Below are 18,399 nucleotides of genomic sequence, written 5' to 3' on the forward strand. Positions count from 1 at the left end.
ACTTAGGCCGCAAGGGCCGGAGGCCTTGGTTACTGGTCGTCCGCGGCGGCAGCGGATTTGGGCTCCCTGGGCGGCAGCGGCTGCGGGTTCAGGAAAGCCGCCGCGATCAGCGGTGCCGCCAGTTCCACTTGCCACCGGCGGGCACCGAGCGTCTGCAGTTCGGCGGAAATGGTTTCCTCCGTGACCTCGGCAGGCGGGCGCCAGGCCACGCGCCGCAGGAAGTCCGGCGTCAGCAGGTTCTCCAGGGGCAACTTCAGTTCCTCGGCCTTCTCCTGGAGCAGCGGCCGCGCGGTGGCCAGCCGGGCGGCGGCCTCCGGATCCCGGTCTGCCCAGACCCGCGGCGGTGGTGGGGCGTTGGTGGCCAGGTGCAGGGGAGGCAGGTCCTCGAGGTCCCGCGCGGCGGCAATGCACCGGAGCCAGCGCGGTGCCTCGCGCTGCGCCGCCCGGCCGTGGAAGCCCTTGGTTCCCAGCAACTGGGGCACCGTGGCGGGCATGGCCTTGGCCGCTGCCACCAGGGCGGAGTCCGGAATGAGACGGCCAGGCGCGACGTCGCGCTTTTGTGCGAGGGAGTCGCGTTCAAGCCAGAGCTCCCGGACCGCGGCAAGCTGCCGGCGGTCCCGGATCTGGTGCAGGCCTGAGGTTTTCCGCCAAGGATCCACCCGCGGGGGAGCGATCCCGGCAGCAAGAATGGCGGCGAACTCCTGCTCCGCGTACTCCAGCTTCCCGTCAGCCTGCAGCAGTTCAATGAGTTCCTCGCGCAGCTCCGTGAGGACCTCGACGTCGAGGGCGGCATAACGCAGCCAGGGTTCGGGAAGCGGGCGGGTGGACCAGTCGGCCGCGGAGTGCTCCTTGGCCAGCCCGAACCCCAGCAGCTGCTCGATGACGGCGGCAAGGCCCACCCGGGGCAGCCCGGCCAGGCGTGCGGCGAGTTCGGTGTCGAAGAGCTTGTCCGGCCACATGCCAAGTTCCGAAAGGCAGGGCAGGTCCTGGCTGGCGGCATGCAGGATCCACTCCACACCGCGCAGGGCGTCATTGATGATGCCCAGGTTCCCGAAGGGTTCGGGATCAATCAGCCAGGTCCCGGCGCCTTCGCGACGGATCTGGACCAGGAACGCCCGCTGGCCGTAGCGGAATCCGGAAGCGCGCTCGGCGTCCACCCCCGCCGGTCCGGTGCCGGCGGCGATGGCGGCGGCGCAGCGTTCCAGCCCGGACTGCGTTTCGATGACCAGGGGAACGCCGTCGCGGGGCGAGTCAAGGTCGATGATTTCGGGGATGGGGCTGTCGAAGCCCTCCACGGTGATATGGGGTGCGGCAGCAGCAGCCGGGACGCCGGCTGTGGTGTTTTCCGGAATGTTTGGGGTCATGGTTTCCCCAGTTTACCGGGCAGGTCCGTCAAAGCCCGGTCAGCTTCGGCGCCGGTGCGGGAGGGCGGTGACGCCGTCGGGGAGCGGCGGCAGCCCGGCGAAGGTGCACACCATGTCCGACCACGCCTCCAGGTGGGCCTGGACGTCGGAGGAATCCGGTGTCCAGGAGGCCCGGAGTTCGATGTCGATGGAGCCCGGGCGGCCGGCCAGGGTGCCGAAACTTTCGGAGAGGACACGCGTGGCGGTGCCGCCGGCCGCCCGGTAGGCCGCCTTGTGGTTTTCGAGCGCCTCCACCAGCCAGGTCCAGGCCACGGTCCCCAGCATCTGGTCATTGCCCATGTCCGGTTCGAGTTCAGCGCGGATATAGGTGACGATGCGGAACTCGCCGTCCCAGACGGCCGAGCCGTCGGGGTCGTGGAGCAGGATGAAACGCCCCGTGGCGAGTTCCGTTTCGTCCTCGTCCCCCGAGGCCGGGGCCGAGGCGAAGGCCATGGCTGCCGGGCCGTGCACCGGAGTTGCGGGGGCGCCGGCGCCGGGCGCCATGACTTCGGCGCCCAGAGCGACGGCGAAGGGTGCCAGGCGGGCGGGTGCCGGGATCTCGGCGAGGCGCAGTTCACTGCGGCACTGTGCCTTCCTGAGGGTTCCCAAGGCATGGACGAAAGCCGGGGGAACCTGGTCAAGTGCGTTCACCTTGGCAGATTACGGGGCCGGACGCGGCACCGCGGGAAGGCTCGCCGTCGCGGGCCGGTCACCCGGTCACCCGGTCCGGCCGTCCCGGTAGTCCCGGAGTTCGTGCCGGATCGCGGCGGCAAAGGCATCAACGTCCTCCTCCGTGGTGTCGAAGGAGCACATCCACCGGACTTCGCCGGCTGCCTCATCCCAGTCGTAGAAACGGAAGGAGCCGCGGAGCCGGTCGGCCACGCCGGGGGGAAGGACGGCAAATACGCCGTTCGACTCCGTGTCCTGGGTGGGCCGGACGCCGTCGATGGTGTCGACGGCGGCGCGGAGCCGGGTGGCCATGGCGTTGGCGTGCGAGGCCGAACGCAGCCACAGGTCGCCTTCGAGCAAGGCGATGAACTGGGTGGACAGGAATCGCATCTTCGAGGCAAGCTGCATGTCCATTTTGCGCAGGTACACCAGGCCGTGGGCCGCCTCCGGGTTCAGGGCCACCACCACCTCCCCGTAGAGCAGCCCGTTCTTGGTGCCGCCGAAGGAGAGGATGTCGACGCCCGCATCGCTGGTGAAGGCCCGCAGCGGGACGCCCAGGTGGGCGGCCGCGTTGGCCAGCCGCGCCCCGTCCATGTGCAGTTTCATGCCCTTCGCGTGGGCATGGTCGGCAATGGCCCGAACCTCCTCCGGGGTGTAGCAGGTGCCCAGTTCCGTGGTCTGGGTGATCGAGACTGCCAGTGGCTGGGCGCGGTGCTCGTCACCCCAGCCCCAGGCCTCCCGGTCGATGAGTTCCGGCGTCAGCTTGCCGTCGGGGGTGGGGACGTGGAGCAGCTTCAGGCCGCCGATGCGTTCCGGTGCGCCGTTCTCGTCCATGTTGATGTGGGCCGTGGAGGCGCATACCACGGCGCCCCAGCGGGGGAGCAGCGACTGCAGCGACACCACGTTGGCGCCGGTGCCGTTGAAGACCGGAAAGCATTCGATGCCCGGGCCAAAGTGGTCAACCATCAGTTCGTGCAGCCGCGCGGTGTAGTCGTCTTCGCCGTAGGAGACCTGGTGCCCTTCGTTGGCGGCGGCCAGGGCTGCCAGGATCTCGGGGTGGACCCCCGAGTAGTTGTCGGAGGCAAACCCGCGCACGCCGGGGTCGTGCAGCCGCTGCGGGGCGCGTGTTTCTGCTGTTGTCGTCATTGGATTGCTCACGCTTTCAGTGTAGGGACAGTCGCGGCGGTCAGTCCGCCAGCCGGAGCCGGGCACCGTTCAGTTCGGCGGCCGGGGTGCCGAGCAGCCGGACGACGGCGGCAGCGAGGTCAGCCACGTCCGTCGCCCCCGGGAAGGACCGCTCCGGATGCTTGCGGCGCAGTCCGTCGTCCACCAGGGCCTTCACTGCCAGGACCACAGCGGCTGCCTGCCCGCCCCCGTCCTTCGAAGCCTTTCGGAAGCCGTCCGCCATGGCCATGGTCCAGGCTTCGGCGGCTGCCTTCGCGGCCACGTAGCTGGCCACCGCTGCGGTGGGCTTATCGAGTGAGGTGGAGGACACCATCGCGAAGCGGCCGTGCGTGGAGGCGGCGATGTCGTCGAAGAAGACGCGGGAGACGTTGCGCAGGGTGGTGATGGCGCTCCGTTCCAGGAACTCCCAGTCGTCGTCGGACTGGTCGGCGATGCCCGTGGCGCCCCGCCAGCCGCCCACCAGGTGGATCACCGCGTCGACCGTCCCCAAGGCGTCCCCGACGTCATCGCGCAGCCGGCGGACCCCGGCCATCTCGGCGAGGTCGCACGTGAAGGGCGTGACGCCGTCGCCCGCCTCCCCTGCGGCCGCCTTGATGCGGGTTGCATCAGAACCCACCGTGGCTACCCGGTGCCCGGCGGCGGCCAGGGCCCGGGCAACGGCAATTCCGGACGCACCGCTGCCGCCGGCGACCAGGACGGTCAATGCCGTGCCGTCCGGCAACTGGCTCACAGTGCTGACCGGCCGGTGATTCCCGCGGTCGAATCGATGACCGGGCGCATCTTCTTCTCCAATGCTTCGTAGAACATGGACAGCGGGAATTCGTCGTCCAGCACCTGGTCCGTCAGTCCGCGCGGGGTTCCAGCCAACGGCAGGGCGTCAGGTCCCTTGGCCCAGACGGAGGCCGGGTTGGGGGTGACGGTAGCCGACACCAGCTGATACGCGGCCAGCCAGTGTGCTGTCTTGGGCCGGTCGATCGAGCGCCAGTAGAGTTCGTCGATGCTTTCGCCCAGGGCGATCACGGCGTCTGCGACCTCGTCCCAGTCGATGGTCAGGCGGGTGTCCGTCCAGTGCAGCACATGCTGCTGGTGGAGCCAGGCGAAGAGGAGCTGGCCGCCCAGGCCGTCATAGTTCCTGACCCGGCTGCCGGTGATGGCGAAGCGGAAGATCCGGTCGAAGATGATGGCGTACTGCACCAGCTTCGCATGGCGCCGGGCTTGCGGGTCGGCGTCGTCGTCCTTCTCAATCCGGACAGATTCGCGGAAGGCCGTGAGGTCGCAGCGAAGTTCTTCGAGGGAGTACAGGAAGTAGGGCATCCGCTGCTTGATCATGAACGGATCGAAGGGCAGGTCGCCGCGCATGTGGGTCCGGTCGTGGATAAGGTCCCACATGACGAAGGTGGCTTCGGTCAGGTCCTGGTCGGCCAGCAGCTCGGCGGCGCCTGGCGGCAGTTCCAGCGAGGTGATGTCCGCCGCGGCCTTGAGGACGCGGCGGAACCTCGCTGCTTCGCGGTCTGCGAAGATGGCGCCCCAGGTGAAGGTGGGAGTTTGGCTGACCGCCACGGTCTCGGGAAAGAGCACGGCGGAGTTGGTGTCGTAGCCGGGAGTGAAGTCCAGGAAACGGATGGGGACGAACAGCTTGTTCGAATAATCCCCGGCCTCCAGCCCGGCAATGAATTCGGGCCAGATGACCTCGATGAGCACGGCCTCCACCAGCCGGTGGCTGCTGCCGTTCTGGGTATACATGGGGAAGACCACCAGGTGCTGGAGGCCATCCTGGCGCTGCTGCTGGGGCTGGAACGCCAGCAGTGAGGCCAGGAAGTCAGGCACGGCGAACCCGCCGGCAGCCCACACGGAGAAGTCCTGGCGAAGGGCGTCCAGGTAGGCCGCGTCGTGGGGGAACGCGGGAGCGAGGGCCTCGATGGCGTCGACGATGGCGGACACCTGCCGGGAGGCCTCGGGGTGGTTTCCGGCCTCGGGAACCGAGCCGTCCTGGGCCTGGAGGGCCTGCAGGGCGGTCGCGGCACCCTTGAGCCGGAGCCAGTCTTCGTTCCGGGCGGAAATTCCCGCCACAGCGGTGGTCAGGGCCTCTGTCATCGTCGGCTGCCTTTCTGGTTGCTTGCTTCTCTGGCGAGCGTAACAAGCAACCAGAATGACTTATGCCTGGCAGTGCTGAGCGTAAGAAACTGTTGGTCTCCATGTGCTTTCACGACCGTCGAGGCCTGCATGGAACTGGTTGATCGGTGGCCTCAGGGGAGTCCTTCAGTTCCCGGACGGAACGTCGTCCGCGTTTTCCTTCTGCACGAGCCGCAGGGACACGGAATTGATGCAGTACCGCTGGTCGGTGGGAGTGCCATAGCCTTCCCCCTCAAACACGTGGCCCAGGTGGGAGTCGCACGCGGCGCAGCGGACCTCCACGCGGTCCATGCCCAAGGTCCGGTCGTGGATGTACCGCACGGTTCCCTCGGCCAGGGGTGCCCAGAAGGAAGGCCAGCCGCAATGGGAATCGAACTTCTCACTGCTGGTGAACAGTTCAGTCCCGCAGGCGCGGCACTGGTAGACCCCAGCCGTATGTGTGTCCCAGTATTCGCCGGTGTAGGGACGTTCCGTGCCGGCCTGGCGGAGGACCCGGTACTCCTCCGGCGTCAGTTCTTCCCGCCATTGGGCATCGCTTTTCTGCACGGGCGATTCAGTCGCGCTTGCCGTGGTGTCCGCTTGCCCGCCAACATCCACCATGCCCGTTGCCTTATGACCGAAAATGCTGTTTCCAAAGATGCTCATGGCAATACCAACGCTCAGGAGTCGCCGATAAATCCCGAACCCGCGTACAGGTGCAGGACGGGAACGCCGAGCTGGTCCTGGGCCTTGTTGGCCCAGTCGGTGTGGAACGTATCCGCCACGGCATGCGGCCGCGTGATCACCACCGCCTGCGAGGCACCGGTTGCCTTGACCTTGGCGACGAGGCTGTCCACCGCCTTGCCGGCCACCACCTGTCCGGTGACCCCTGAGCCCAGCCCCGCCAGTGCTGCGAGGGAGGCTGCGAGCGTCTCATCCGCATGAGCCCGCTCGGTGGCGTCATCCGGAGTGCCGCCCGCAAGCTCCCGGAACGCCTTCGCCACGTCCAGCATGGAGAGGTTTTCCAGGAAGTCCACCAGCAGGTGCCGCTCGGTGTTGGCCGGCACCAGGACCACCAGGCTGCTGTCGGACCCGTCCACGAGCTGTTCGATGTTCAGGCGGTCGTCCGCGCCCAGGGGTTCTTCTGTCAGGATGATGATTGGATCACTCATGGCCATAGCCTAGTCGGGCCCGTGCACGCCTGCACCGCGCCCCGCGGACACCGGCGGATTGCCGCAGGGCATGCCGCGGCCGGCAGGGAATGCGGGTATCTGACTCAACGCCGGTAAGAATAGAGCCATGGCACCTTTCCGGCGAGCGCGCCCTGCAATGACTGCACCCACCCGGGATTCCGGCGGGATGTCGCCGGGAGCGAAGTGGGCAGTGGGCGGCGCGATTGCCGGCGGATCACTGGCCGGCCTCCTGGGAGCCGGTTCCTCCGCCCTGGCCGTCTACTTCGCGCGCAGGGTAATTACTCCGGCGCGGCAGCGCACGGCGGACAAGGAAGTCCTGGCCGTCATCCGTGACGGCCACAAACAACAGGTGATCCTGGCAGCCAACGACGACACCACCGTTGACGGTGTGTACGGCTTCTTTTTCGACGGCGGCAAGGGCCACGCCCGGATCGGCCGGATCGTGTCCTACTCGCCCGCGGAGCGGACAGTCCTGCGCGAGGTGGAAGCCGTCTACAGCGGGGACCTCGCATCGGCTCGCTGGGGATGGTGGAGCGGCGCCACCTATCCCGACCCGGCCGCGGCCGGGATTCCGTTCGAGGATGTGCCCATCCCCGTGGAGCGCGGGGAGGCGCCCGCCTGGCTGGTGCGGGCCAAGGGGGCTGCGCGGACGTGGGCCATCATGGTCCACGGCCGCGGCGCAACCCGGCAGGAAGCCCTGCGCGCGGTGGGCCCGGCCCTGGAACTGGGCCTGACCAGCCTGCTGGTGTCGTACCGGAACGACGGCCTGGCGCCATCGGCCGATGACGGGCGCTACGGCCTGGGCTCAACGGAATGGCAGGACATCGAAGCCGCCATCGAGTACGCCCTGGCCAACGGCGCAGAGGAAGTGGTCCTGTTCGGCTGGTCCATGGGCGGGGCCATCTGCCTGCAGACTGCGGACCTGTCCCGCTACCGGCACCTGATCCGGGCCATGGTGCTTGATGCGCCGGTCATCGACTGGGTGACGGTGCTGGCCCACCACGCCCAGCTGAACCGGATCCCCTCGCTGGTGGGCCGGTACGGCCAACTGATGTTGGGCCATCCGCTGGGACGCCGGCTCACCGGCCTCTCGGCTCCCGTTGACCTGAAAATCATGGACTGGGTGTCCCGTGCCGTCGAGCTGCGGACCCCCACGCTCGTGATCCACAGCGTGGATGACGAGTACGTGCCCTATGGACCTTCAGCCATGCTGGCCGAGCGCAACCCCGAAATGGTGACGTTCGAGACGTTCAACCACGCGCGGCACACCAAGGAATGGAATGTTGACCCGGACCGCTGGGAGCGCCTGGTCAAAGCGTGGCTCCGGCAACAACTCGCACCCCGGCTCAATCCGGGATCGGTTGGCCGGGTCACCCCGGCCGGAGCCTGAGTTGGGCGCGCCGGACGGCGTCGCCGCCTTGACGGCCCGCGGCCGGGACCTGGCTGCCGGACTCCAAGGGTTGGTGTCCGCGGCTCCGGGCCGCCCGCGGCACGCCACGAATGCACCGTTCGACGGCTCGCCGGTAGGGGACGTCCCGGTATGCAGCACCGTTGATGTCGAAACCGCCGTCGGCACGGCCCGCGAGGCACAGCGTAGCTGGGCGGCCATGCCGGTTGCCGAACGCCGGGCAGTCATCCGGCGGTTCCGGGAGCTCCTGCTGGACCGGGAGCGGGACGTCCTGGACCTGGTCCAGGCCGAAAGCGGAAAATCGCGGTTGAGCGCCTTCGAAGAGTTTGCGGACGTCGTGATGACGGCGGACTACTACCAACGCAACGTGGAAAGGTACCTCCGGCCGCGCCGCCGGAAGGGAGCATTGCCGGTCCTGACCCGCACCACCGAATATCTGTTGCCCAAGGGCGTGGTGGGCGTCATCAGCCCGTGGAACTATCCGTTGACGCTCGCGGTCTCGGACGCCATTCCTGCGCTGCTGGCCGGAAACAGCGTCGTCTTGAAACCGGATTCGCAGACGCCGTTCACGGCCCTCCTGATGCTCAGGCTGCTCCGGGATGCCGGACTTCCGGCAGCCCTGTTCCAGGTGGTGACGGGGCCCGGCACGGAGATTGGCCCCGCGATGATCGGGCAGGTCGATTTCCTGATGTTTACCGGATCGTCGGAAACCGGCAAGACCGTCGCCCGGCAGTGCAGCGCCCGGCTCATCGGCTTCTCCGCCGAACTCGGCGGCAAGAATCCCATGCTCGTGCTCTCAGATGCAGACGTTGGCCGGGCGGCCGCGGGTGCGGTGCACGCCTGCTTTTCAAACTCCGGCCAACTGTGCGTCAGCATTGAACGGATCTATGTGCACGCGGCAGTCCACGCCCCCTTCGTGGCCGCCTTTACCGCCCGGGTGAAGGCCATCCGCCTGGGGCCGGGCCCCGACTGGGACATCGGCATGGGCTCGCTTATCAGCCAGGCACAGGTCGATCGGGTGGACCGCCACGTCCAGGACGCGCTCGCAAAGGGCGCTGAACTTCTGGCCGGTGGACGCCGGCGGCCTGACCTTGGACCGCTCTTCTACGAACCCACCGTCCTGGCAGGCGTGACCGACGACATGCTTATGGCCCGCGAAGAAACCTTCGGTCCGGTGGTTGCCATCTACCGGGCTGCCGACGACGACGAAGCAGTCGCCCAGGCCAACGACTCCGACTTCGGCCTGAACGCCAGCGTCTGGTCCGCCCGCCACGGCGAAGAGGTTGGCCGCCGGCTGATGACGGGCACGGTCAACGTCAACGAAGGCTATGCCGCCACCTGGGCCTCCCATGACGCACCGATCGGCGGCATGAAGGATTCCGGGGCCGGGCGCCGCCACGGCCGGGAAGGCATGCTGAAGTACACCGAGCCGCAGACCATTGCGGTGCAGCGGCTGCTGCGGGTGGCTCCGGCCGCCGGCATGTCGAACAAGGCATACGCCCGCATCATGAAACGGGCCATCACCCTGATGGGCCGACTTCCCAGAGGCCGCTAGGACAGTGTCTAAGGCGCCGACATCCCAGGAGGAATGACATGGCCAAAGGAACCCGGCTTTCCGGTGCAACGCTGCTGGTCACGGGAGGCGGACGCGGGCTGGGCCGGCGCCTGGCGCTTGGTGCCGCCGCACGCGGGAGCCGGGTGGTGATCTGGGACGTCGACGCCGAACGGGGTGCAGCAGTCCGCGACGAAATACGCGCCGCCGGCGGCGCCGCCGATTCACAGGCCGTGGATGTCACCGACAACCAGGCCGTCAAGGCTGCCGCAGAACTGGCAGGGTCCGTGGACATTGTGGTCAACAACGCCGGCGTGGTCAGCGGCAGGAGGCTCCTGGAGGCCGCGGACCAGGACATCGAACGGACCATGCAGGTCAACGTCCTTTCCCTGTACTGGGTCACGCGCGCGTTCCTTGGCGGCATGGTGAGCCGGCGCCGCGGGACCGTGGTGACTGTCGCCAGTGCTGCCGCACTGGTTGGAGTCGCCCGGCAGACGGACTACTCTGCCAGCAAGTTCGCCGCGTTCGGCTTCGACGAGTCCCTCCGCGCCGAGCTCCGGGCCGCGCACACGCCGGTCAACACCCTGGTGGTCTGCCCCTATTACATTGACACCGGGATGTTCGACGGCGTCCGGACCCGGTGGCCGCGGCTCCTGCCCATCCTGCACGAAGAGCAGGTGGCAAGCCGCGTCCTTGACGCCGTCGAGGCCGGCCGCCGCAAGCTGTTCCTGCCGCCGGTCGTCAACCTGCTGCCCGTGCTGCGGATCCTTCCGGTTGGCGTCTTCGACCGGGTCATGGACGTGCTGGGGGTCAACCAAACCATGGACCATTTCACCGGCCGGGCCGCGGGGCGGACTGGAGGGAATACCGGGGTGGCCCACCCCCTTACAGAGGGGACCCGGGACCCTATGACGGACTAAAGCACAGGTTTATCCTGCTGCCCAAGGGGGGATACCGCTGCGAAGAAATGGGGCCCCAAAATGCGCATCACACGACGACAACTGCTGCAGGCCGGCGCTGTGGCCGGTGCAGGTGTTCTGACCCAGGCTTATGGATCCGGGGCCAGCCCGGGACTGGCGGCCCCTGGTTCCCCGCCCGGCACCTTTACGGAGCAGCTTCCCACGCTCGCCGACCTGGGGGTTATCGACATGCGGTCCGGCGGCAACCTTGAGTTGTGGGCCCGCAACTCCCGCCACCGCTTCCAGGCCGAAATGGGCCTTACCGACACGCTGACGTACCAGGACGCTGCATCATCCAGGAGTTACCTCGGGCCGGTCATCATTGCCCGGAAGGGTACGCCCCTGAGCCTCACCGTCCACAACGATATTGGGCGGCATCCCCTTGCCTTCGCCATCGACCCCGAGCTGGTCCCGCCCGGCAGCAACGACGCCCGATCTCCCAGGACGGCTGTCCACCTCCACGGCGGCAACACTGCACCAACGTCCGACGGCGGCCCTGGACAGACTTTCCGGCCCGGCGCCTCGTACACCTACCACTATGGCAACACCCAGGATGCGGCCGGCCTCTGGTACCACGACCATGCGCTGGGCCTCACCCGCCTGAATGTCTACGCCGGGCTGGCTGGTGGCTACCTGCTCCGGGACAACCGCAGCACGGGCATCGACACCGGCGACGGGACACATCTTCCACCGCCGCCATATGAATTGCCGCTGGTCATCCAGGACCGCATGTTCAACCAGGACGGCTCGTTTGCCTACCCGCCCAACCCTGACCTGGTGGGCGCAGACGGAACGGCCCGGCCCTGGGCCCCTGAGTTCTTCGGCGACGTTGCCACGGTCAACGGAAAATGCCGGCCCAACCTGGACGTGGCCCGCGGCAAGTACCGCTTCCGGATGTTCAACGGCTCCAACGCGCGGTTCTACGACTTCACATTCATCGCGGACGGCAACGCGGCCATTTTCCACCAGATAGGGTCCGACGGCGGCCTGCTGGACGCCCCGGTCAGGCTCAACAGGCTGGTGATGGGACCCGGTGAGCGGGCAGACATTGTGGTGGACTTCGCCGGGCTGAAGCCAGGTTCGAAGGTGGTCCTGGCCAACAGCGCCCGGGTGCCCTTCCCGAACGGGCCGGAATCTGTCCAGCGCGGCGCCATCCCGCTCCCACAGATCATGCAGTTCACCGTGCTGGCGCACTCCGGCTACACGGTGCCGCTGCCGGCCCAGCTGCGGTCCGAGCCTCTCACCCGGCTCGTGGAACTGCCCACCGTGGCGACCAGGTCCATGGCATTGGTGGAAGTGGCGAACGCGGATGACGTTCCCATCATGGCGCTGCTGAACAACAGGATGTTCGACAGCCCCGACATCACGGTAGTGAAGCAAGACACACTTGAGCAGTGGGAGCTCATCAACACCACCGTGGACGCCCACCCGATCCACCTTCACTTCACCCAGTTCCAGGTGCTCAACCGGCAAAAGTTTGATGCCGACTCCTACCTTGAGGCCTCGGACTTCGTGGACCCCAAAACCGGACTCGTCACGCCCGGAAGGGGGTGCGCTGTACCGGTCAAGCCCTTCCTGATCGGCCGTCCCAAGGCCGCGCCGGCCAATGAACAGGGATGGAAGGACACCGTGGTGGCGATGCCTGGCGAAGTAACGCGGATCCGCGTGCCTTTCGGTGCGGCCGCGGCAGGAGGAGCCCCATTGGCCATGGGCACCTCCTTCACGGGTGAATACGTCTGGCACTGCCACATCCTGGAGCACGAGGACAACGACATGATGCAGCGGTACCTGATCGAGTAGCCGGGGGCTCCCAGCCCCTGCACTGCTATGGACGGGAGCTGCCCGCAGCCGGCGAACCAATGGGCGCCGAAACAGCGTCCGTGAGCCGGATCAGGTCCGCTGGCGCCAGTTCGATGTCCAGTCCGCGCCTGCCCCCGGAGACCAGCAGGGTCTCCAGCCGCAACGCGGAGGAATCCAGGACCGTGGGGGAGGGCAGGCGCTGGCCGAGGGGCGAGATGCCGCCCACGACATAGCCGGTGCGCCGCTGGGCGGCAGCGGGATCAGCCATGGACGCTTTCTTTGCCCCGAGCGCCGCGGCCATTGCCTTGAGGTCAAGGGTGCCGCTGACCGGCACGATGCCGACAGCAAGCCTCCCCTCCACGTCCACCATCAGGGTCTTGAAAACCTTGGACGGATCGATTCCCAGGGCGGCGGCTGCCTCTGCGCCGTAGCTGCCGGCGCCCGGGTCATGGATGTACGGGTGCAGCACGAAAGGAACCCCGGCCGCGGTCAATGCCGCCGTGGCCGGGGTTCCCTGGAAAGCATTCTTGCGCGCCATCGGGTGGACGCTCTCAGCTGTGGACGCGTGAAGCGGCGGCCACCTTGCGCTTGATCCGGCCCAGCATGGCCGTCATGCCCCGCATGCGGAGCGGGGTAATGGCCCGGGTGAGGCCCAGCAGTTCCGGCATGTCATCGGGGACGGACAGGATTTCCCCGGCGGACAAGCCATCCAGGCCCTCGTGCAGCACACCGGCGAAACCCCGCGTGGTGGGAGCCTCGGCCGGGGCCTTGAAGTAGAGGTGCACCACGCCGGCCGGGCCGTCGTCGTTCTTCTCCGTCTCGATGGTGAGGAACAGCGGTGACTGGCACTCCACCACCTGCTCAAGGAGTTCAGGGTGGTCCTTGAGGCGGTCGGGCAGTTCCGGCAACCCCTCCGAGAACTCCAGCAACAGCTGGAGCCGCTCGGGTTCGGACAGGGCCTGGAAATCGTCCACGATCGCCGCCAGGGCGGTGGGCAACGCTTGAGTACTCATCGTTCCAAGTCTACGCGGGCACGCCGGGCGTCAGGCCCCGACGCCGACCGGAACGGAACCGCGCTCGGCGCCCTTGACGATCGGCACGCGGACGGCGTTGCCCCATTCCGTCCAGGAACCGTCGTAGTTGCGGACGGTCTCGAAGCCCAGGAGGTACTTCAGGGCGAACCAGGTGTGGCTGGACCGCTCGCCGATCCGGCAGTACGCCACCACGTCGTCGCCCTCCGTCAGTCCGGCCTCGCCAAGGTAGATGGCTTCGAGTTCCTCGCGGCTGCGGAACGTCCCGTCCTCGGCGGCCGCACGGGCCCATGGGATGGATGCGGCAGTGGGGATGTGGCCGCCGCGCAGGGCGCCCTCCTCCGGGTAGGCCGGCATGTGCGTGCGCTGGCCGGTGTATTCCTCGGGGGAGCGGACATCGATCAGGGGCTTGCCCAAGTGCGCCAGGACGTCGTCCTTGAACGCGCGAATGGGCGCATCCTCGCGCTCAACCACCGGGTAGCTGCCGGGTGCGGGGGAGGGCTTGTCCCTGGTCAGTTCGCGGCCTTCGGCAATCCACTTGTCCCGGCCGCCGTCGAGCAGCCGGACGTCCTGGTGGCCGAACAGCGTGAACACCCACAGGGCGTACGCGGCCCACCAGTTGGACTTGTCGCCGTAGATCACCACGGTGCTGTCCCGGGAAATCCCCTTCGACGCCGCGAGCTCGGCAAAAGCTGCGCCGTTGACGTAGTCGCGGGAGACGTCGTCGTTCAGGTCCGTGTGCCAGTCGATCTTCACGGCACCGGGGATATGCCCGGTTTCGTACAGGAGCACGTCCTCGTCGGATTCGACCACGATGAGCTCGCCGTTGGCTACCGCGCCGCCTTCGATGGCGGCGGCCAGCCACTCCGTGGATACAAGCCGTTCGGGGTGGGCGTAGGCTGCGAACTTCTCATTCTGTTCAACCGGGTAGGGCATGGCGTTGGCCTTTCACTAAGGGCACGGAAAACCGTGGGACCGGCATTGGAACCTGTTCCCACCCTAGCCAGCGCCCCCGGCGTTGTCCGTATTCCGTTAACAGGGCGAAATGTTGGCTTGGTCACGCGGGCGTGCCGGAGATACCGCCAACCCCGGGTGCGGTCCCGGTTGCCGGTATCCTTTCTGGGGACCAACCACGAGCAGAACGGACCACCTTGGTACAGATCGAACAGCTTGCCGCCCGTACGCCGGCAGTTTCGGTGGACGAGCTCCTCAAAGGCTTCTACCCATCGCCGCGGTTCGGGGAGGTTTCCTTTTCGAGCTACCGCCCGGACCCCAAGCAGCCAAGCCAGGCCGCAGCAGTGCGCGCCCTTGAGGAATTTGCCGGCGGCGTGGGAGCGGGCAATGGGGGCGGGCTGTTCAAGAAGCTGTTCGGCAAGAAGGACGAATCCAGGGCAGGCATCTACCTCGACGGCGGATTCGGCGTGGGCAAGACCCACCTGCTCGCATCGCTCTGGCACGCTGCGCCCGGTCCCAAGGCCTTCGGTACCTTCGTGGAGTACACCAACCTGGTGGGCGCCCTGTCGTTCCGTAGGACCGTGGAAGCGCTGAGCAGCTACAAGCTGGTCTGCATCGACGAATTCGAACTTGACGATCCCGGCGACACCGTCCTGATGTCCCGGCTCATGCGGGAACTGGCCGACGCCGGCGTCAAGCTCGCTGCCACGTCCAACACCCTCCCCGGTTCCCTGGGCGACGGCCGTTTCGCGGCGGTCGACTTCCAGCGCGAGATCCAGGTGCTTGCGGACCAGTTCGAGGTCATCCGCATCGACGGTGAGGACTTCCGGCACCGCGGCCTTCCCGCTGCCCCGGCACCGCTGAAGAACAGCGAACTGAACACGCACATGAAAGCGGAGTTCGACGGCAAGACCGTGGCGCAGGACGAGTTCGCCACCCTGATCCACCACCTGGCGGGCGTGCATCCCAGCCGCTACCGGCAACTTATCGACGGCATCGACGGCGTGGTGTGGCGGAACGTGGAAACCATCAGCGAGCAGGCCGTGGCGCTGCGGTTCGTCGTCCTGGCGGACCGGCTCTACGACAAGGACGTTCCCATCCTGGCCAGCGGTGTCCCGTTCGACAAGCTGTTCACCGAGGAAATGATGACCGGCGGATACATGAAGAAGTACTTCCGCGCTGTTTCCCGCCTCACCGCGCTGGCCCGTGAAGGCCAGAACCACGAACCCTCCTAGTTCCCGGCCCTCTCCGGGGCGGCGCGCCGTCGTGGAACCAGCAGCGCCCGCACCGCCAGGCCGGCGAGGAGCGCCCAGAACGCGGACCCGATTCCGGCGAAGGCCAGGCCGGACGCCGCCATCAGGAACGTGACCGCAGGAGCTATCCTGTCTTCCGGGTCCGCCAGCGCGGCCGACACCGCCGAGGCGAGGGTCCCCAGCAGCGCGAGCCCGGCCACTGCTTCCAGCATCCCCGCCGGTGCCGCACCCACCACGGCCACGAGGGCAGCGGAAAACGCTGCCAACAGCAGGTACGCGGGGCCCGACACGAAACCGGCGATCCACCGCCTGCTCCGGTCCGCGCCTGCCTCCTCGCCGGCGGCAAGAGCCGCGCTGAGCGCTGCAAGGTTGATGGCATGGCCGCCGAACGGTGCCCCCAGGACGGTCCCCGCACCCGTCACCAGCATGGCCGGCCGCCACGGGGTTTCATATCCGAACGACCGCAGGACTGCCACCCCGGGGACGTTCTGGGATGCCATGGTCACCACGAACAACGGGACCGCGATGCCCATCAACGCCTGCAGGGTGAAGGCGGGTGTGGTCCACACCAGGGTGGGGATGAGGGTCGCGGCGCTGAGGGCAGTCCCGCCGGCCGCGACATGGATCCCGATCACCAGCAGGGCGACCAGCAGCGCGGCCGGCACGGCCCACCGTGGAGCGAACCTCATCATCACCAGCCAGCACAGGATCACGGGGGCTACGAACCATGGAACCGTGCCCAAGGCCTTGAAGGGCGCCAGGCACAACTGAAGCAGGACACCTGCCAGCATCGCCTGCGCAAGCGTGGGCGGGATGGCTGTCAGCAGCCTGCCGAGCGCGGGCACCAGGCCGGTCAGCGCCAGCAGTACCCCCGCCACGAGGAAGGCCCCGACGGCGGCCGGCCAGCCGCCGTCGGGCATTCCCGAAGCTGCCAGCAAAGCGGCGCCCGGCGTTGACCATGCCAGCGTCACCGGAACTTTGGAGCGCCAGGCAAGCAGCAGCACACCAAGCCCGACGGCGAGCGTGACCGCCAGCAGACCGGAGGCAGCCTGGGCAGGATCGGCACCCACCGCCCTCAGGCCGGCGAGGACCACAGCAAAGGACGACGTAAAGCCCACCAGCGCGGTGACGATTCCGGCGACCACGGGCCGGGAGTCCATCCGGGACCGCCCACCGCAGGCTGTTGTGGGAGATGCTGCGGACTTTGGCATACCGGCAGGTTACCGGCGCGGCTTGGCGAACCGGCAATTGGGTGCTCCGCTGGTTGGTCGCAGCGAGGGCCTGCCGTTAAACGACAAAGGTGCAGGTGCCGCCTCCCGGCGGGACCTGCACCTCCTTGACGTGCCGGGGCACGGGCCCCTGGCCAAATCCTCTAGGGCGTCCTGTCAACCGGCGGAACCGGGGTTTCAGGAGCAACCGGCGGAACCTGCCCGGCGGCAGGTGCCTGGCCGGGAGTTCCGTTCTTGTCAACGAGCTTCGAAGCGCCATCCTGGATTTTGTCGACGTGGCCCGCGTACTTGCCGCCGGTCTTGGTGTCGACGAAATCGCCGGCCTTGGTGATGCCGTCCTTGATGGCCTGCTCGTTGCCTTGGATCAGACCCTGAGCCTTGCCCTTTAGATCGTCAAGTAAACCCACGAGCACCTCCCTTCGATCGCGGAGCCAGGTCGCTCCTCGCGCAATCGATCCTAGCCGCGGCGGGAAGGCATGCCAAGGAAATCCCGTTCGCCCGCAGCGTATCCCCGGGCAACAAAAAAGCAGCTCCGGAGAGCTGCTGCATAAGTGTGGGCGATACTGGGATCGAACCAGTGACCTCTTCCGTGTCAGGGAAGCGCGCTACCGCTGCGCCAATCGCCCGGAACCGGAAGACCGGTATGGGATAAAAGAGAGCGGACGACGAGATTCGAACTCGCGACATCCACCTTGGCAAGGTGGTGCTCTACCAGCTGAGCTACGTCCGCATTTTGCAGCTTGTCCCGGATATTCCGGTGGTACTGCCGGCAAGTTTCCTTGCCGAGTGGGCGATACTGGGATCGAACCAGTGACCTCTTCCGTGTCAGGGAAGCGCGCTACCGCTGCGCCAATCGCCCATTGCCTCCGGTAACCCGGAAACCATGGTTTTCACCGAGGTGGGTACGGGATTCGAACCCGTGTATACGGCTTTGCAGGCCGCTGCCTCGCCTCTCGGCCAACCCACCGTGTTAGCGTCAATTCCGAAGAATATTTGCTGTGACAGTGTCCTGCGAGCGGACGACGAGATTCGAACTCGCGACATCCACCTTGGCAAGGTGGTGCTCTACCAGCTGAGCTACGTCCGCATTTTGGAGGCTTGATTCCCTGCCGTTTCCGGCATTTCCTCGCGTTCCAACGAGTAAAAACAATATAGGAGGTTCCGGGATTCTCCAAATTGCCTCCGGCCGGCAATGGTCATGCGGCTCCTCTTCGGCGTCATGACGCGGATTTTGTGACTTACAAGCGTGTAATTCGACCGTGGCCGGGATCCGGCGGAAGCGGCCGCGGGGGCTCACCCTGGTGCCTCCACCATGGTGCGTTTGCCGCGCATAGGTTCCGCGGGCCCACCGTCCACCTCGACCCGGGCCTCTCTCGAGGGTGACGGAAGCAGTGCCCAGCCCCCGACCCCCGGGCATGCGTCCTGCCTCGGGAAGCCGATTTTTGAAATGTCCGGAAGGTCGGCTAGCATTCAAATGCATCGGGGCGATTGGCGCAGTGGTAGCGCGCTTCGTTCACACCGAAGAGGTCACTGGTTCGAACCCAGTATCGCCCACCGCAAAGGTCCGTTTCCGCTCATACGCAGCGGAGACGGACCTTTTTTGCGTTCGGATCCAGCGTCCGGAGATTTTGTCGGCCCCCTGTGAAAGAGT

General features: G+C 67.2%; 17 protein-coding genes and 6 tRNA genes. 6 read left to right on the forward strand and 17 right to left on the reverse strand.

All coding sequences use genetic code 11. The features are described 5' to 3' along the window. Positions 1-29: 29 nt before the first annotated feature. The 7 genes from AC4EEV_RS19445 to AC4EEV_RS19475 all read right to left on the reverse strand — a co-directional run bounded on the left by AC4EEV_RS19445 (position 30) and on the right by AC4EEV_RS19475 (position 6,541). Positions 30-1,364 (reverse strand): HRDC domain-containing protein, encoded by a 1,335-nt coding sequence (locus AC4EEV_RS19445; protein WP_018761123.1) that lies wholly within the window; start codon positions 1,362-1,364, stop codon positions 30-32. A 39-nt stretch (positions 1,365-1,403) separates the two neighbouring features. Then, complete coding sequence (locus AC4EEV_RS19450) at positions 1,404-2,054, reverse strand: DUF3000 domain-containing protein (protein WP_109864024.1); 651 nt, start codon at positions 2,052-2,054, stop codon at positions 1,404-1,406. A 66-nt stretch (positions 2,055-2,120) separates the two neighbouring features. Beyond that, positions 2,121-3,218 (reverse strand): threonine aldolase family protein, encoded by a 1,098-nt coding sequence (locus AC4EEV_RS19455; RefSeq protein WP_491330913.1) that lies wholly within the window; start codon positions 3,216-3,218, stop codon positions 2,121-2,123. A 40-nt stretch (positions 3,219-3,258) separates the two neighbouring features. Beyond that, entirely contained in the window at positions 3,259-3,987 is a 729-nt protein-coding gene (locus AC4EEV_RS19460; protein ID WP_018761126.1) for an SDR family NAD(P)-dependent oxidoreductase, read from the reverse strand. Next, on the reverse strand, positions 3,984-5,351 hold the full coding sequence (locus AC4EEV_RS19465; RefSeq protein WP_109864022.1) for a DUF6421 family protein: 1,368 nt from the start codon (positions 5,349-5,351) through the stop codon (positions 3,984-3,986). Before AC4EEV_RS19465 ends, AC4EEV_RS19460 begins: the two co-directional genes overlap by 4 nt. A gap of 165 nt (positions 5,352-5,516) precedes the next feature. Next, positions 5,517-5,990 (reverse strand): peptide-methionine (R)-S-oxide reductase MsrB, encoded by a 474-nt coding sequence (msrB, locus tag AC4EEV_RS19470; protein ID WP_018761128.1) that lies wholly within the window; start codon positions 5,988-5,990, stop codon positions 5,517-5,519. Positions 5,991-6,049: 59 nt separating this feature from the next. Continuing rightward, the gene (locus tag AC4EEV_RS19475; protein ID WP_026264401.1) at positions 6,050-6,541 is read right to left on the reverse strand and encodes a hypothetical protein; all 492 of its coding nucleotides are present in this window, start codon (positions 6,539-6,541) and stop codon (positions 6,050-6,052) included. Positions 6,542-6,698: 157 nt separating this feature from the next. Between AC4EEV_RS19475 and AC4EEV_RS19480 the strand changes: the two genes are divergently transcribed. From AC4EEV_RS19480 to AC4EEV_RS19495, 4 genes are read left to right on the forward strand one after another with little or no spacing between them, the layout of a single operon-like run. Beyond that, a complete protein-coding gene (locus AC4EEV_RS19480) occupies positions 6,699-7,952 on the forward strand; it encodes an alpha/beta hydrolase family protein (RefSeq protein WP_109864020.1) in 1,254 nt (417 codons plus the stop codon). Between the two features lies 1 nt (position 7,953). Further along, positions 7,954-9,525 carry a succinic semialdehyde dehydrogenase gene (locus AC4EEV_RS19485; protein ID WP_491329757.1) on the forward strand — a complete coding sequence of 524 codons (1,572 nt, stop codon included), beginning with the start codon at positions 7,954-7,956 and terminating at the stop codon, positions 9,523-9,525. Between the two features lie 38 nt (positions 9,526-9,563). Then, positions 9,564-10,442 (forward strand): SDR family oxidoreductase, encoded by an 879-nt coding sequence (locus tag AC4EEV_RS19490; protein ID WP_491329758.1) that lies wholly within the window; start codon positions 9,564-9,566, stop codon positions 10,440-10,442. A 60-nt stretch (positions 10,443-10,502) separates the two neighbouring features. Beyond that, a complete protein-coding gene (locus AC4EEV_RS19495; protein ID WP_491329759.1) occupies positions 10,503-12,281 on the forward strand; it encodes a multicopper oxidase family protein in 1,779 nt (592 codons plus the stop codon). A 25-nt stretch (positions 12,282-12,306) separates the two neighbouring features. On the opposite strand, the gene ybaK is transcribed toward AC4EEV_RS19495, so the two are convergent. From ybaK to AC4EEV_RS19510, 3 genes are read right to left on the reverse strand one after another with little or no spacing between them, the layout of a single operon-like run. Beyond that, entirely contained in the window at positions 12,307-12,819 is a 513-nt protein-coding gene (gene ybaK, locus AC4EEV_RS19500) for a Cys-tRNA(Pro) deacylase (RefSeq protein ID WP_285318250.1), read from the reverse strand. Between the two features lie 13 nt (positions 12,820-12,832). Then, positions 12,833-13,294, reverse strand: coding sequence for a SufE family protein (locus tag AC4EEV_RS19505; protein WP_043423786.1), 462 nt, complete (start codon positions 13,292-13,294; stop codon positions 12,833-12,835). Between the two features lie 30 nt (positions 13,295-13,324). Next, positions 13,325-14,248 carry a sulfurtransferase gene (locus AC4EEV_RS19510; protein WP_109864015.1) on the reverse strand — a complete coding sequence of 308 codons (924 nt, stop codon included), beginning with the start codon at positions 14,246-14,248 and terminating at the stop codon, positions 13,325-13,327. Between the two features lie 215 nt (positions 14,249-14,463). On the opposite strand from AC4EEV_RS19510, the gene zapE reads away from it, so the two are divergent. Continuing rightward, complete coding sequence (zapE, locus tag AC4EEV_RS19515) at positions 14,464-15,501, forward strand: cell division protein ZapE (RefSeq protein ID WP_109864014.1); 1,038 nt, start codon at positions 14,464-14,466, stop codon at positions 15,499-15,501. Here zapE and AC4EEV_RS19520 read toward each other — a convergent pair. From AC4EEV_RS19520 to AC4EEV_RS19550, 7 genes are all read right to left on the reverse strand, one after another. Further along, positions 15,498-16,730, reverse strand: coding sequence for a benzoate/H(+) symporter BenE family transporter (locus AC4EEV_RS19520; RefSeq protein WP_491329760.1), 1,233 nt, complete (start codon positions 16,728-16,730; stop codon positions 15,498-15,500). The two genes, zapE and AC4EEV_RS19520, sit on opposite strands and share 4 nt — an antisense overlap. 161 nt (positions 16,731-16,891) lie before the next feature. After that, a complete protein-coding gene (locus tag AC4EEV_RS19525; protein ID WP_026264404.1) occupies positions 16,892-17,155 on the reverse strand; it encodes an antitoxin in 264 nt (87 codons plus the stop codon). Positions 17,156-17,302: 147 nt separating this feature from the next. After that, positions 17,303-17,374, reverse strand: a tRNA-Val gene (locus tag AC4EEV_RS19530). 31 nt (positions 17,375-17,405) lie between these two features. Then, a tRNA-Gly gene (locus tag AC4EEV_RS19535) sits at positions 17,406-17,478 on the reverse strand. A 57-nt stretch (positions 17,479-17,535) separates the two neighbouring features. Further along, positions 17,536-17,607, reverse strand: a tRNA-Val gene (locus AC4EEV_RS19540). A 37-nt stretch (positions 17,608-17,644) separates the two neighbouring features. Then, positions 17,645-17,715: transfer RNA gene (locus AC4EEV_RS19545), tRNA-Cys, on the reverse strand. Between the two features lie 47 nt (positions 17,716-17,762). Continuing rightward, a tRNA-Gly gene (locus tag AC4EEV_RS19550) sits at positions 17,763-17,835 on the reverse strand. A 395-nt stretch (positions 17,836-18,230) separates the two neighbouring features. Between AC4EEV_RS19550 and AC4EEV_RS19555 the strand changes: the two genes are divergently transcribed. Then, positions 18,231-18,302: transfer RNA gene (locus AC4EEV_RS19555), tRNA-Val, on the forward strand. The last annotated feature ends 97 nt before the right edge of the window (positions 18,303-18,399 follow it).

It is taken from the genome of Pseudarthrobacter sp. MOO14 (assembly GCF_058267675.1).

Coding starts and splice junctions, on each gene's coding strand:
- AC4EEV_RS19445 (WP_018761123.1), bottom strand. CDS start 1,364: ATGACCCCAAACATTCCGGAAAACACCACAGCCGGCGTCCCGGCTGCT.
- AC4EEV_RS19455 (WP_491330913.1), bottom strand. CDS start 3,218: ATGACGACAACAGCAGAAACACGCGCCCCGCAGCGGCTGCACGACCCC.
- AC4EEV_RS19465 (WP_109864022.1), bottom strand. CDS start 5,351: ATGACAGAGGCCCTGACCACCGCTGTGGCGGGAATTTCCGCCCGGAAC.
- msrB (WP_018761128.1), bottom strand. CDS start 5,990: ATGGTGGATGTTGGCGGGCAAGCGGACACCACGGCAAGCGCGACTGAA.
- AC4EEV_RS19475 (WP_026264401.1), bottom strand. CDS start 6,541: ATGAGTGATCCAATCATCATCCTGACAGAAGAACCCCTGGGCGCGGAC.
- AC4EEV_RS19480 (WP_109864020.1), top strand. CDS start 6,699: ATGACTGCACCCACCCGGGATTCCGGCGGGATGTCGCCGGGAGCGAAG.
- AC4EEV_RS19490 (WP_491329758.1), top strand. CDS start 9,564: ATGGCCAAAGGAACCCGGCTTTCCGGTGCAACGCTGCTGGTCACGGGA.
- AC4EEV_RS19495 (WP_491329759.1), top strand. CDS start 10,503: ATGCGCATCACACGACGACAACTGCTGCAGGCCGGCGCTGTGGCCGGT.
- ybaK (WP_285318250.1), bottom strand. CDS start 12,819: ATGGCGCGCAAGAATGCTTTCCAGGGAACCCCGGCCACGGCGGCATTG.
- AC4EEV_RS19505 (WP_043423786.1), bottom strand. CDS start 13,294: ATGAGTACTCAAGCGTTGCCCACCGCCCTGGCGGCGATCGTGGACGAT.
- AC4EEV_RS19510 (WP_109864015.1), bottom strand. CDS start 14,248: ATGCCCTACCCGGTTGAACAGAATGAGAAGTTCGCAGCCTACGCCCAC.
- AC4EEV_RS19520 (WP_491329760.1), bottom strand. CDS start 16,730: ATGCCAAAGTCCGCAGCATCTCCCACAACAGCCTGCGGTGGGCGGTCC.